Raw genomic sequence first — 13,210 nt, 5'->3', positions numbered from 1 at the left:
TCGTGCGCGGTCCTGCTCATGCCGTGCCCCCGTGTGCTGATGCGTGGTGTCGTCCCGGTGCCGGACCATGACCGCGGACCGGGTGCGCCGGGGTGGGGCGAGCGGCTGAACGGGCCCGCTCACGCGTAGCGTTCGCGGAGTTTGTACTTCAGCACCTTGCGCAGGGCCTCGCTGCGGGGGAGGGACTCCAGCACCTCCAGCCGCTCGGGGAGCTTGTGCGGGGCGAGGCCCTCGGCGCGGAGGTACGAGGTCAGCCCGTGCAGGGTCAGCGGGGCTGCGCCGGGGGGCTGTTCGACAACCGCGCAGACGCGTTCGCCGCGCTCGGGGTCGGGGAGGCCGATGACCGCGACGTCGGCGACGCCGGGCAGCTGGTGCAGGAGGTCCTCGATCTCCTTCGCGGAGATGTTCTCGCCCTTGCGGATGATGACGTCCTTGCTGCGGCCGGTGAGGACCAGGTAGCCGTCCTCGGTGAGGTGGCCGAGGTCGCCGGTGATCAGGTAGCCGTCGGCGTCGAAGACCTCGGCGGTCCGCTCCTGGTTCAGGTATCCCTGGCAGACGGCCTCGCCGAGGAGCCGGACCTCGCCGTCGGTGCGGGCGGGGAGCGGGGTGCCGTCGGGAGCCGTGATGCGGATGGACATGCCGGCCGGGGGGCGGCCCTCGGTGGTCGCGAGCTTCTCGTCGGTGTCGTCGGGGGCGCCCATCGTGATCATCGGGACCTCGGTCATGCCGTAGCCGTGGGTCAGCCGGCAGCCCAGCTCGCGGACGACCGCGTGGTAGATCTCGGGCGGCTTCGGGGCGCCGCCGCCCGCCAGCAGCCGCAGGGTGGGGATGATCTTCGTACCGGGGTCCTTGCGCTGCTCGGCCAGGAACATGGAGTAGAAGGCCGTCGAGCCGCCGGCCACGGTGACCCCGTGGCGGCGGTAGCCGGCCAGGGCGTCGGGCATCGCGAACTTCTCGAAGAGGACCGCGGGGAAGCCGTACAGCAGCAGCATCACGGTGTAGTCGGGCCCGGCGATGTGCGCGAAGGGGAAGGCCATCGAGCCGACGTCGGCCGGGGTCAGGCGCAGGGCGTGCGCGAGGCAGGAGCCGCCCGCGATCAGGGAGCGGTCGGTGTGCAGCACGCCCTTGGGGTCGGAGGTGGTGCCGGAGGTCCAGTAGATCCACCGCACGTCGGTCCCGGAGGCGGGCGGCGGGGGCAGGACGGCCGGGTCGCCGTCGGGGAGGTCGGCGTAGGCCTCGAATACGCCGCGCGCGCCGAGCCGGCGGGCCATCGCCGGGTAGTCGAAGCCCCGCCAGACGCCGGGGACGGCGAAGAACTCGGCCTTCGCCTCCCGGAGGGCGAAGCCGACCTCGCGGTCCCGGTAGAAGGGGATGACGGGGGACTGGACGGCGCCGATGCGGGCGAGGGCGACCGAGAGCAGTACGGTCTCGATGCGGGTGGGGAGCTGCCAGGCGACGACGGTGCCGGGGCGTACGCCCCTGGCGTACAGGCCGGCGGCGACGCGTGCGGAGCGGTCGCGGAGCTCGCCGAAGGTCAGCCGGCGGTCGGCGGCCGGGTCGCCGTCCGCGGGAGCGTCCGCGAGGTCGTCCGCCGGGGCGTCGGCGGCCTCGATCAGGACGGTGGCGTGCGGGGTCAGCGCCGCCCGGCGGGAGATCAGTTCCCACAGGGTCGCGGACCGGCTCAGTTCTGTCGCGGTGTCCGTCATGTCCCGGACCTCCCCTTCCCCGCTGTAGCTGACGGATAGTCAGATCAAGCGCAGAGCGTAGGGCTCCGGCGCTTGTCGGTCCAGGGGTGGCGGGTCTAGCTTGTTTCTGACGATCCATCAGATTGGGGAGACGGTCATGGAACAGGAACTGCCTCGGATCATCAGCGTCGACGACCACGTGATCGAACCCGCGCACCTCTTCGACGTCTGGCTCCCCGCCAAGTACCGCGACCGGGGCCCCAGGGCACTCACCGCGGGCATCGGGGATCTGGAGTACACGGGCGGCAGGTACGTGATCTCCATGGACCCCGACGGCCCCCCGACCGACTGGTGGATCTACGAGGACCTGCAGTTCCCGTACAAGCGCAACATCGCCGCCGTCGGCTTCGACCGCGACGACATGACCCTGGAGGGCATCACGCGCGAGGAGATGCGCCGGGGGTGCTGGGACCCCAAGGCGCGACTGCTCGACATGGACCTCAACCACGTCGAGGCCTCCCTGTGCTTCCCCACCTTCCCGCGCTTCTGCGGGCAGACCTTCGCGGAGGCCCACGACAAGGAGGTGGCGCTCGCCTGCGTCCGCGCCTACAACGACTGGATGGTCGAGGAGTGGTGCGGCGACAGCGGCGGCCGGCTGATCCCGCTGTGCATCATCCCGTTGTGGGACATCGACCTCGCCGTCGTCGAGATCCGGCGCAACGCCGCCCGCGGCGTCCGCGCGGTCACCTTCTCCGAGATCCCGACCCACCTCGGACTCCCCTCGATCCACTCCGGGTACTGGGACCCCTTCTTCGCCGTCTGCGAGGAGACGGGCACGGTGGTCAACATGCACATCGGGTCCAGCTCCCAGATGCCCGCAGCCTCCCCCGACGCCCCGCCCGCCGTGCAGGCCTCGCTCAGCTTCAACAACGCGATGGCCTCGATGATGGACTTCCTGTTCAGCGGGGTCCTGGTGAAGTTCCCGACGCTCAAGCTCGCCTACAGCGAGGGCCAGATGGGCTGGATCCCCTACGCCTTGGAGCGCGCCGACGACGTGTGGCGGGAGCACCGCGCCTGGGGCGGGGTCCGCGGCCTGATCCCCGAGCCGCCGTCCACGTACTACTACCGGCAGATGTTCTGCTGCTTCTTCCGCGACAAGCACGGGATCGCCTCGCTCGACGTCGTCGGCCGCGACAACGCCACCTTCGAGACCGACTACCCGCACGTGGATTCGACCTTCCCGCACACCAAGGAGGTCGCCCTCGACCACGTCGCCGGCCTCGACGACGGGACCGTCTACAAGCTGATGCGCGGCAACGCCATCCGCATGCTCGGCCTCGACCTCGACAAGGACGCCCGCTTCGACGGCGCGGCGGCCCGCCAGTGGACCTGACCTACACGGAGCAGGAGACGGAGTTCCGGGTCCGCCTGCGCGCATGGCTCGCCAAGACGCTGCCCGAGCTGCCCCCCCGGCCGTCCCCCGACGACTGGCCCGGGCGGCGCGCCTACGACCTCGGCTGGCAGCGCAGGCTCTACGACGCCGGGTACGCGGGACTGCACTGGCCGGTGGACGCCGGCGGCCGCGGCGCCACCCCGACCCAGCACCTGATCTTCCTGGAGGAGGCCGAGCGCGCCGGGGCCCCGTACGTCGGCGCGAACTTCGTCGGGCTGCTGCACGCGGGCCCGACCATCGCCGCCGAGGGCACCGCGGAGCAGCGGGCCCGCTGGCTGCCGCCGGTACTGCGCGGCGACGAGGTGTGGTGCCAGGGCTTCAGCGAGCCCGACGCCGGCTCCGACCTGGCCTCGCTGCGCACGCGGGCGGTCCGCGACGGGGACGCGTACGTGATCTCCGGATCGAAGATCTGGACCTCGCACGCCGAGGTCGCCGACTGGTGCGAACTGCTGGTGCGCACGAGTCCCGTCACCGCCGACACCCCCAAGCACCGGGGGATCACCTGGCTCGCCATGCGGATGGACGCCCCCGGGGTCACCGTCCGGCCGCTGCGCACGCTGGCCGGGTCCACCGAGTTCGCGCAGGTGTTCCTGGACGAGGTACGGGTCCCGGTCGCCGACCGGGTCGGCGCCGAGAACGACGGCTGGCGCGTCACCATGGTCACCCTGTCCTTCGAACGGGGCACCGCCTTCGTCGGCGAGGTCGTCGCCTGCCGGCGCACGCTGGGCGAGCTCGCCCGCACGGCCCGGGCGAACGGCCGCTGGGACGACCCGGTGCTGCGGCGCCGGCTGGGGCGGCTGTACGGGGAGTTCGGCGCGCTGTGGCGGCTCACGCAGTGGAACGTCAGCGAGGCGCAGCGCTCCGGCGGGGTCCCCGGCACCGGCGGCTCCGTGTTCAAGCTGGCGTACTCGCACGCGCGCCAGGAGCTGTACGACACGGCCGCCGAGGTGCTGGGGGCGGGTGCGCTCTCGCTGGAGGAGGAATGGGTGCCGGACCGGCTCTCGTCGCTCTCTTACACCATCGCGGCGGGCACCTCGCAGATCCAGCGGAACATCGTCGCCGAGCGCATCCTCGGCCTCCCGAAGGGCCGGTGAGGGCATGGACTTCCAGCTGACCCAGGAGCAGCGCGACCTGCGGGCGGGCGTGCGGGACCTGCTGTCCGGGCGGTACGGGCGCGAGGCGCTGCGCGCGGCGGTGGACGGCGGAGCGGCGGTGGACCGCGGGCTGTGGCGGGAGCTCGGCGGGGCGGGGTTCTTCGCGCTGCGGCTGCCGGAGGCCGAGGGCGGCGCCGGGCTGGGCCTGCCGGAAGCGGCGCTCCTCTTCGAGGAGGCCGGGCGGGCGCTGCTGCCGGGGCCGCTGGTGGCCACGCACCTGGCCGCCGGAGTGGTCCCGGGGGCGGCGCAGGGCACGGCCGTGGTGACGGCCTTCGACCTCGGGGAGCGTCTGGTGGCCCACCTCGGGGAGGCGGACGCGGTACTGGGCGCCCCGGCGCTCCCGGCGGGCGAGCCGGTGCGCTCGGCGGACCCGCTGACACCGCTGCACCGGGTGGCGGCGGCCGGGGACAGCTCCGCGTACCGCGGGGCCGGGGCGCTGCTGACGGCCGCCCTTCAGGTCGGGAGCGCGCTGCGGACGCTGGAGCTGGCGGTGCGGTACGCGGGCGAGCGGGAGCAGTTCGGGCAGCCGATCGGCGCGTTCCAGGCGGTCAAGCACCTGTGCGCGGACATGCTGGTACGCGCGGAGGTGGCCCGTACGGCGGTCTACGCGGCGGCGGTGACGGCGGAGGCCGCGGCCGGTGCGGGAGTCGTCGCGGACGGCGCCGGTGCCGGCGTCGGCGCCGGGGAGGTCGCGGCGGCCAAGCTCCTCGCGGACGAGGCGGCCGTGCGCAACGCGCGGGACTGCCTCCAGGTGCACGGCGGAATGGGTTTCACCTGGGAGGCGGACGTGCACCTGCACCTCAAGCGGGCCTGGGTGCGGGCCGAGCAGTGGTGGACCGCCGCGGACGCGGAGGAGCTGCTCGCGGCCGAGCTGCCGGCCTCGTAGCCGCCGTCGCGGCGAGGGCTCCCGGCCGTAGCTCGGTGTGACATGAGGATGCGGGAGGGACAACGCGGGACGCATGTCCGATTACGGAGAGTTGATATCGGTTTGTGTCCTTCGCCCGCCTCGTTCTGAGCCGGCGGCAGGGGGTCGCTCCGGTACGCTCCCACGAATGCGAGCGGTTGAGCGGCGTGAGCGTCGCACAGTATGCACCACGCCTACGCCTTCGCGCGGGAATATGCCCGAAGCGCTTGTTGTGGTGACTGTACGTCAACCATGCTGCTCGGCAAGGGGATCACGTTGGGTGATCCCACCCTGTCGCGAGGCGAAGTGTCCGCCGGTTCGGATGGTGTGAGCGGTGCAGGTGCTTCAGGTTCAGCTGGAGGTAGGACCGGATCCCGCCGAGGTCGGCCGGGCCCGCCGGTGGGCCCGGTCCCGGCTGGCGGGTTCCGGCATAGGGGACGACGAGCCGCTCGCCGAGACGCTGATCCTGCTGATCTCCGAGCTGGTGACGAACGCGGTCGTGCACACGGGCTGTCCGGCCGTGCTGCGGATGCTGTTCGGGGAGCCGGGCGTGCGGGTCGAGGTGGCCGACGCGAGCGACCGGGCGCCGGCCCGCCGTCAGGCCGCCGGCGACGACACCGGCGGGCGCGGTCTGGAGCTGGTGGACGGCCTGGCGGACCGCTGGGGCTGGCAGCGCGAAGGGGCGGGCAAACGCATCTGGTGCGAGGTCGACCGCGCCGAGAAGGCGGCGGCGGACCATGCTTGCGACAGTCCGCCGGATGTTCGCACTCCGACGCGGGAACCGCGCGTGTACCTCTAACGAGGTGTTGACGGTACGTCACCCATTGATCACCCTGGTGTGGAGCGATTCGACGCGAGGGGACGCCAAGGGCCTGCCTTGACGAGTGCGGGTCGTGGGGTGGCGGCTGCCGTGCCGTGCTCGGGGCGCGCATGCGCGTACGCCGCCACCCGCAGGTCATCGTCCGCCGACCGGGGAACGATCCCGTTCCGTCTCCCGGCCCCAGGCCCGGACCGCGTCCGCGACCAGCGCGCAGCCGTCCACGAAGTCCAGGGCGGCGTCGACCCCCACCACCTCCCGCTCGGTGCCGGTCGCCCACAGGTACAGGGTGTGCAGTCTGCGCTGGGTCCCCGTGATCGTGGCGGGCAGTCCGAGCCGTTCGAGGGCGTCGACGACCTCCATCGGCGCCGGGGCCGGCGGGCGGTTGGCCCCCGTCCGGTCGGCGAGGGTGCGCTCCGACAGTTCGGCCAGCGTGGTCCAGGCCCGCGTCAGGGCGGGCAGCGGGAGGCCGCGGGTGGCGGTGAGGCGGGCCTCGGCGAAGCGCGCCGTCCAGTGGTCGGCCCCGGGCCGGGCGCGCGAGGGGCCGAGCCGCCGCGCGGGCCGGTACGACGCCCGGCGGTCCTGCGTCCCCTCCTCCCCGCCCGGCGGGCGCCCGTACACCCAGCCCGACGGATCGAAGGTGGGGCTGCGCTCGGGTTCGGGGGCGGGACTGGGTTCCGGGCCGCCGCCGGGGTCGGTGCTCCGCTCCGGTTCGGGACCGGTGCTCCGTCCGGGCTCGGGGTCGGTCCGGGGCGGGGTCCACGGGTGGGCGGTGCCGGGGCGCCGCTGCTGCGGGTGCCCGAACGCGGGCAGCGCGGCGCCCGGGTCCCGGGCCGGGTCGGCGGCCCCGTACGGATTCCGGGTCAGGGTGTCGCGTACGGCCGCCGCCTCGGCCTCGAACTCCAGCGAGCCCACGGGCGTCTCCACCCGGGTCATCCGCCCCATGGCCTCCCGGATGTGGGAGCGCAACCCCCAGACGAGCAGCAGCGTGACCGCCGGCCACACCAGGGCCTCCACGTACTTGAGCACCAACTCCGCGATGTCCACGGGGATATGCTCTCCCAGGCGGTCAGAGGACGGCCACCGGGGCCACCGGCGTGCCGACCGCGCCGACGAAGGGTTCCGGCATCGCGGAGAGCAGGAACGCGTACCGGTTCTCTTCTGCACAGGCTGTGGACAACTTTTCGAGATTCCAGTTCTGGCCCTGGTGCATGCCCATCTCGACCAGGTCGAGCGCGTGCACCGGCAGCCACAGGTCCTCGATCTCCGGGGGGAAGATCTCGAAGGTCAGGGTGTCGTTCGCGACCGCCGCCACGTCGCGGGCGCGGAACCACTGCGGGGTGCGGACGGACAGCCCGGGGGAGGGGAAGCCGTAGCCGTGCTTGTCGCCCGCCAGGTAGACCTGGATCTGGCCCGTGCGCACCAGCACGATGTCGCCCGCGCGGACGTTCACCCCGCCGAACTCCTCGGCCTCGGACAGGTCCTCGGGGGTCACCGCGTGTCCGCCCGGCAGCCGGTCCAGGCCCTTGGCGCGCGCCACGTCCAGCAGGACGCCGCGCGAGACGATGTGCCCGGCCTTGTCGATCCCGCTGAACTCGGCGCGGCCGTGCGCCGTGACGGTGGCGGCCGGGCGGCCGTTGTAGATCCGCCCCGAGTGCGAGACGTGCGTGAGCGCGTCCCAGTGGGTGCCCGCCTGCAGGCCCATGGTCACGGCGTCGTCGCTGCAGGCCACCGTGCCCGGACCGAAGATCTCCTGGTTGATCTGCACCATCGTGTGCAGCGGGTTGATCCGGCCGGGGATCATGCCGGCCTGCACGCCGTCCTCCTTGAGGGGGAGCGCGAGCGGGACGCGCCGCCCGGTGCGGATCTCGGCCGCAGCGGCCCGGACCACCTCGTCGGTGACGAGGTTCAGGGTGCCGATCTCGTCGTCGGCGCCCCAGCGGCCCCAGTTGTTGACGCGCTTGGCGATGTCGTGGAACTCGGCGGGCAGGCTCACGGGTCTCATCAGCTCCTTGTGGAGGCGGAGGGCAACGGGGGCTTGTGCTGCGGTATCCGACTGCCCATAGAATCTAACGGTCCGTCAGAAAACGCGGGAAGGGGCCGGGCATGGGGAACTTCTTGGCAGGCAAGGTCGTCGCCGTCACCGGCGCCGGCCGGGGCATCGGGCGGGCCGTGGCACTCGCCGCGGCCGCCGAGGGGGCCCAGGTCGTCGTCAACGACTACGGCGTCGGCATCGAGGGCGGCGAGCCGACCAGCGAGATCGCCGAGACCGTGGTGAAGGAGATCGTGGCGGCGGGCGGCGAGGCCGTCGCCGTAGCGGACGACATCTCCACCATGGCGGGCGGCCGGCGCATCGTCGACACCGCGCTCGCCCGGTACGGGCGCATCGACGGCGTCGTGTGCGTGGCCGGCATCCTGCGCGAGCGGATGCTGTTCAACATGTCCGAGGAGGAGTGGGACCCGGTGGTCGCCACCCACCTCAAGGGCACCTTCACCGTCTTCCGCGCCGCCTCCGCCGTCATGCGCCGGCAGGGCACGGGCACCCTGATCGGCTTCACCAGCGGCAACCACCAGGGCTCGGTGGCCCAGGCCAACTACAGCGCGGCCAAGGGCGGGATCATCTCGCTGGTGCGCTCCGCCGCGCTCGGGCTGGCCAAGTACGGCGTCACGGCCAATGCCGTCGCACCCGTCGCCCGCACCCGCATGTCGGCCAACGTCCCCATGGAGCTCACGGAGATCGGCGAGCCCGAGGACGTCGCGGCGCTGGTCACCTACTTGCTCAGCGACCGGGCCGTGGCCGTCGGCGGCGAGCGGATCACCGGGCAGGTCTACACGATCGCCGGCCCGAAGATCGCCGTCTGGGCCCAGCCGCGCGAGCTGCGCGCCGCGTACGCCGAGGGCTCCTGGACGCCGGAGAGGATCGCCGACTTCCTGCCCGGGACGGTCGGCACCGACCCGATGCCGATGCTGGCGCGGCTGGACGCCATGGCCAGGGCGGCGGCCGCCAAGGACCGCCCCAACGCGTAGGTGGGCACGGGACCCGGAGGGGAGGGCCGCGACCGGATGGACTTCAGCTTCGGGGCCGAGGACGAGGAACTGCGCGGGCGCGCCCGCGCCTGGCTGGCCGGGCACCTGGTGGGCCCGTACGCGAAGGCGCGGGGCCTCGGCGGGCCGGGCAGCGAGCACGAGGGGGTCGGCGCGCGGCGCGCGTGGGAGCGCGAGCTGGGTCGGAGCGGCTGGATCGGGCAGGGCTGGGACGTCCCGGCCGGGGCCTACGGGCAGCAGCGACTCTCCCTCACCGGCCAGGTGGTGTGGGCCGAGGAGTACGCGGCGCTGCGCGCGCCGGCCCGGGTCGGCCACATCGGGGAGAACCTGCTGGCGCCGACCCTGATCGCGTACGGCAGCCAGGAGCAGCGGGACCGCTTCCTGCCCGGCATCGCGCGCGGCGAGGAGCTGTGGTGCCAGGGGTACAGCGAGCCGGGCGCCGGCTCCGACCTGGCGGGGATCCGTACGGCGGCGGTCCGGGACCCGGCCGACGGGCTGTTCCGCGTCACCGGGCAGAAGATCTGGACCTCCCTGGCCCGGGACGCCGACTGGTGCTTCGTACTGGCCCGCACCGAGCCCGGGTCCCGGCGCCACCGGGGGCTGTCGTTCCTGCTCGTACGGATGGACCAGCCGGGCCGCGTCGAGGTGCGGCCGATCCGGCAGATGTCGGGGACCGCGGAGTTCAACGAGGTGTTCCTGGACGGCGCGGTCGCGGCGGAGGTCGTCGGCGGGGAGGGCGACGGCTGGTCCGTGGCCATGGGCCTGCTGGCCCTGGAGCGGGGTGTCTCCACCCTGGTCCAGCAGATCGGCTTCGCCGCGGAACTGGAGCGCGTCCTGGCCGCCCACGCGGCGGCGACCGCCGCGGGCGCCGCCGGCGGGGACCCGGTGCTGCGGGAGCGCCTCGTACGGCAGTGGGCCGAGCTGCGCACGATGCGGTGGAACGCGCTGCGGACCCTGGGGGCCGAGGACGACCCGGGGGCGCCGAGCGTCGCCAAGCTGCTGTGGGGCGGCTGGCACCGGCGGCTGGGAGAACTGGCCGTGGAGGTGCGGGGCGCGGTGGCGGCGGCCGGACCGGCGGACTGGGAGCACGGACTCCCGTACGAACGCGGACTCGACGAGGAGCAGCGGCTGTTCCTGTTCACCCGCGCCGACACGATCTACGGCGGCTCGGACGAGATCCAGCGGAACATCATCGCCGAGCGTGTGCTCGGCCTGCCTAAGGAGCCCAGGTGAGAGGCGTCGTGTTCGACGGCAAGCAGGCTCAGGTGGTCGACGACCTGGAGATCCGCGATCCGGGACCGGGTGAGGTGCTGGTCGCGGTGGCGGCGGCCGGGCTGTGCCACAGCGACCTTTCGGTGATGGACGGGACGATCCCGTTCCCGCCGCCGGTGGTACTGGGGCACGAGGGGGCGGGGGTCGTGGAGGCCGTGGGCGCGGGGGTCACCCATGTGGTGCCGGGGGACCACGTGTCGCTGTCCACCCTCGCCAACTGCGGCGCCTGCGCCGACTGCGACCGGGGGCGGCCGACGATGTGCCGCACGGCCATCGGGATGCCCGGGCAGCCCTTCTCGCGGGGCGGGAAGCCGCTGTTCCAGTTCGCCTCCAACTCCGCGTTCGCGCAGCGCACGATCGTCAAGGCCGTGCAGGCGGTGCGGATCCCGGCCGACATCCCGCTGACCTCGGCGGCGCTGATCGGCTGCGGGGTCCTGACGGGCGTGGGGGCGGTACTGAACCGGGCCCGGGTCGACCGGGGCGAGTCGGTGGTCGTCATCGGCACCGGCGGGATCGGGCTGAACGTGCTCCAGGGGGCCCGGATCGCGGGAGCCACCACGATCGTGGCGGTCGACGCGAACCCGGCGAAGGAGGCGGTGGCCCGCCAGTTCGGCGCCACCCACTTCATCGACGCCTCGGCGGTCGCGGACACGGGCGCGGCGGTGCGGGAGGTCCTGCCGACGGGCGCGGACCACGCCTTCGAGTGCGTGGGCGACGTGAAGCTGATCCGGCAGGCGATCGACCTGCTGGACCGGCACGGGCAGGCCGTCCTGCTGGGGGTGCCCGGCTTCCGGGAGGAGGCGTCGTTCCTCGTCTCGTCGATGTACCTGGACAAGACGATCATGGGGTGCCGGTACGGGTCCTCGCGCCCGCAACGGGACATCGCGCTGTACGCGGAGCTCTACCGGCAGGGGAAGCTCCTGCTGGACGAACTGGTGACGGAGGTCTACCCGGTCGAGGACTTCGCCAAGGCCGTGGACGACGCCCACCACGGCCGGGTGGCGCGGGGCGTCCTCACGTTCTGACGTTCCGCGGCGCCGGGTCGGGGCACGCCCTGCTTGATGGTGACCTTCTGTCAAGGTCAATCCCCGTGTAGCGGAACAATTCCGACGAGGCCGGGGCGCCGAAGTGCCCCGGCCTCGCGGCAGCTTACGCAGAATGGGGTCGGGGGCGGAAAGGCTCAGGGGGTGAAGCGGCCGAACCTGCCCCGGTGGAAGAGGAGCGGGGCGCCCTCGCCGGGCGCGCCCATCGCCTCGACGCGGCCCACGACGATGAGGTGGTCCCCGCCGGTGTGGACGGCGTGGATGCGGCAGTCGATCCAGGCGGGCACGGCGTCGAGGCGCGGGGACCCGGTGACGGGGGCGGGCTCGTGGACCACCCCGGCGAACTTGTCGGCACCGCTGACGGCGAAGGCGCGGCACAGCTCGCCCTGCTCGGCCCCCAGGATGTTGACGCAGAACACCCCGGCGCGCGCGATGCGCGGCCAGGTGGTCGAGGTGCGGGCCACCATGAAGGTCACCAGGGGCGGATCCAGGGACAGCGCCGCGAAGGACTGGCAGGCGAAGCCGGCCGGCCCCTCCTCGCCCTCCCCGGGCGGGGCGGTGACGACGGTGACCCCGCTGGCGAAGTTGCCGAGTACCGAACGGAACTCGGCGGGGCTGACGGGCGCGCGCTCGTCCTCCCCGACGGCCCGCAGGTGAGGGCGCCGGAGCGCGTCCAGGGACTCGGTGCCCGGCTCCGGCGACGCGGAGGTGGGGGAACCGACCGACCTGAGGTATCGGACGACGGTGGCCGCCATCCCTGCATGTCCCATCACACCGTGATTGAAGCTGACGGTACGTCAGATGGGAAGGGCCGTGCGTCACCCGGCGCGGGGCCAGGTCGGAGCCCGCGCGCGAAAACCGCTGGTCGAAGGCGGGCTTGTGAACGCTTCGAGCAGCCCAACTCGCGCCACTGACAAGCGACATGACCTTAAGTCATGCTCCGGCGAAGTCCTGTGTACAGTCGGCTTTCCGGCAACGACGTCGACGGCTGGGGTGCTCATGGGCAACGGTTTTCGCTACCGGGCCGAACGGATCTCGCTGGGCACGATGGCAGCGGCGGGCATCGCGGTCCTGCTCGCCGACCTCTTCGGATGGCTCGACCGCATGGCCCCCGGAGGGACGCTTCCGAAGATCACACTGCTCATCCTGAGCACCGTCAGCCTGTTCCTCCTGATGGAGGTCGACCGCCTCAAGGTGCTCGACAACATCAACACGCAGATCTCCAAACTCGACATCGACGGCCTCGCCGGCGGCCTCCAGCGCGGCCGCTACGGCGGCCTCGTCCAGGTGCACCCGCGCTTCCCCGACGCCACCTTCAAGGAGCTCCTGCGGGGCGCGCGCCACCAGGTCGCCGTCCTGCAGACGTGGATACCCAACCTCGACCGCTTCCAGGACGACCTGAGGGCCGCCCTGACCGAGCGGCACGTGGAGGTGCGCATCCTGCTGCTGCACCCGAAGTCCCCCGTCGCCGGACTCCGCGACGAGGCGCTGCGCACCGGACGGCGCGCCGGGGCGGTGGACGTGGAGGGGAACCTGGAGGCCCTGCGGTCCGTCCACGAACGGCTCGCGCCGGGGGACCGGGCCAGGCTCCAGGTCCGGGTGTACAACTCCCTGCCCTCGACGGCCGTGTACAAGACCGACGAGCGCTACCTGGTCAGCTCGTTCCTCCACGGCCGGCTCGCCATCAACTCGACCCAGACCGAGATCGACGGGTCCGACACGGTCCTGGGCGAAGAGATCCAGCAGGAACTGGACATCCTGTGGGACATCGGGGCCCCCGTGGACCTGAACAACTGGCGGACGTCGATCGACAGAAACCGCGGCCTGTGATCCGGGA

The 13,210-nt window shown here is 72.9% G+C and carries 12 protein-coding genes; 8 read left to right on the top strand and 4 right to left on the bottom strand.

Going from position 1 to position 13,210, the window contains the following annotated elements:
- Window positions 1-119 precede the first annotated feature (119 nt).
- The gene (locus tag ACWFQ8_RS14910; protein ID WP_453786626.1) at window positions 120-1,706 is read right to left on the bottom strand and encodes a class I adenylate-forming enzyme family protein; all 1,587 of its coding nucleotides are present in this window, start codon (window positions 1,704-1,706) and stop codon (window positions 120-122) included.
- A 136-nt stretch (window positions 1,707-1,842) separates the two neighbouring features.
- Between ACWFQ8_RS14910 and ACWFQ8_RS14905 the strand changes: the two genes are divergently transcribed.
- The 4 genes from ACWFQ8_RS14905 to ACWFQ8_RS14890 all read left to right on the top strand — a co-directional run bounded on the left by ACWFQ8_RS14905 (window position 1,843) and on the right by ACWFQ8_RS14890 (window position 5,995).
- A complete protein-coding gene (locus ACWFQ8_RS14905; RefSeq protein ID WP_453786625.1) occupies window positions 1,843-3,078 on the top strand; it encodes an amidohydrolase family protein in 1,236 nt (411 codons plus the stop codon).
- Complete coding sequence (locus ACWFQ8_RS14900; RefSeq protein ID WP_453786624.1) at window positions 3,069-4,232, top strand: acyl-CoA dehydrogenase family protein; 1,164 nt, start codon at window positions 3,069-3,071, stop codon at window positions 4,230-4,232. Before ACWFQ8_RS14905 ends, ACWFQ8_RS14900 begins: the two co-directional genes overlap by 10 nt.
- Window positions 4,233-4,236: 4 nt before the next feature.
- The gene (locus ACWFQ8_RS14895) at window positions 4,237-5,178 is read left to right on the top strand and encodes an acyl-CoA dehydrogenase family protein (protein WP_453786623.1); all 942 of its coding nucleotides are present in this window, start codon (window positions 4,237-4,239) and stop codon (window positions 5,176-5,178) included.
- Between the two features lie 352 nt (window positions 5,179-5,530).
- Window positions 5,531-5,995: an ATP-binding protein gene (locus ACWFQ8_RS14890; RefSeq protein WP_453786622.1), complete on the top strand. Its 465-nt coding sequence runs from the start codon at window positions 5,531-5,533 to the stop codon at window positions 5,993-5,995.
- Between the two features lie 156 nt (window positions 5,996-6,151).
- Here the strand turns inward: ACWFQ8_RS14890 and ACWFQ8_RS14885 are convergent, their stop codons facing one another.
- Together ACWFQ8_RS14885 and ACWFQ8_RS14880 are read right to left on the bottom strand one after the other, a co-directional pair.
- A complete protein-coding gene (locus ACWFQ8_RS14885; RefSeq protein WP_453786621.1) occupies window positions 6,152-7,060 on the bottom strand; it encodes a hypothetical protein in 909 nt (302 codons plus the stop codon).
- 22 nt (window positions 7,061-7,082) lie between these two features.
- Window positions 7,083-8,009 (bottom strand): cyclase family protein, encoded by a 927-nt coding sequence (locus tag ACWFQ8_RS14880; protein ID WP_453786725.1) that lies wholly within the window; start codon window positions 8,007-8,009, stop codon window positions 7,083-7,085.
- A gap of 110 nt (window positions 8,010-8,119) precedes the next feature.
- Here ACWFQ8_RS14880 and ACWFQ8_RS14875 point away from each other — a divergent pair, with 110 nt between their 5' ends.
- From ACWFQ8_RS14875 to ACWFQ8_RS14865, 3 genes are read left to right on the top strand one after another with little or no spacing between them, the layout of a single operon-like run.
- Window positions 8,120-9,040 carry an SDR family NAD(P)-dependent oxidoreductase gene (locus ACWFQ8_RS14875; RefSeq protein ID WP_453786620.1) on the top strand — a complete coding sequence of 307 codons (921 nt, stop codon included), beginning with the start codon at window positions 8,120-8,122 and terminating at the stop codon, window positions 9,038-9,040.
- Between the two features lie 36 nt (window positions 9,041-9,076).
- Window positions 9,077-10,291 (top strand): acyl-CoA dehydrogenase family protein, encoded by a 1,215-nt coding sequence (locus ACWFQ8_RS14870; protein ID WP_453786619.1) that lies wholly within the window; start codon window positions 9,077-9,079, stop codon window positions 10,289-10,291.
- Window positions 10,288-11,355 (top strand): Zn-dependent alcohol dehydrogenase, encoded by a 1,068-nt coding sequence (locus ACWFQ8_RS14865; RefSeq protein WP_453786618.1) that lies wholly within the window; start codon window positions 10,288-10,290, stop codon window positions 11,353-11,355. The genes ACWFQ8_RS14870 and ACWFQ8_RS14865 overlap by 4 nt, the downstream gene beginning before the upstream one ends.
- A gap of 155 nt (window positions 11,356-11,510) precedes the next feature.
- Here ACWFQ8_RS14865 and ACWFQ8_RS14860 read toward each other — a convergent pair whose 3' ends face one another.
- Window positions 11,511-12,128: a flavin reductase family protein gene (locus tag ACWFQ8_RS14860; RefSeq protein WP_453786724.1), complete on the bottom strand. Its 618-nt coding sequence runs from the start codon at window positions 12,126-12,128 to the stop codon at window positions 11,511-11,513.
- Window positions 12,129-12,372: 244 nt separating this feature from the next.
- On the opposite strand from ACWFQ8_RS14860, the gene ACWFQ8_RS14855 reads away from it, so the two are divergent.
- Window positions 12,373-13,203 (top strand): hypothetical protein, encoded by an 831-nt coding sequence (locus ACWFQ8_RS14855; RefSeq protein WP_453786617.1) that lies wholly within the window; start codon window positions 12,373-12,375, stop codon window positions 13,201-13,203.
- Window positions 13,204-13,210 lie beyond the last annotated feature (7 nt).

The sequence above is a fragment of the Streptomyces sp. NPDC055254 genome (assembly GCF_053606025.1).
Note: the sequence above shows the minus strand (reverse complement) of the source record. Positions and strands in the feature narration are given on the sequence as shown.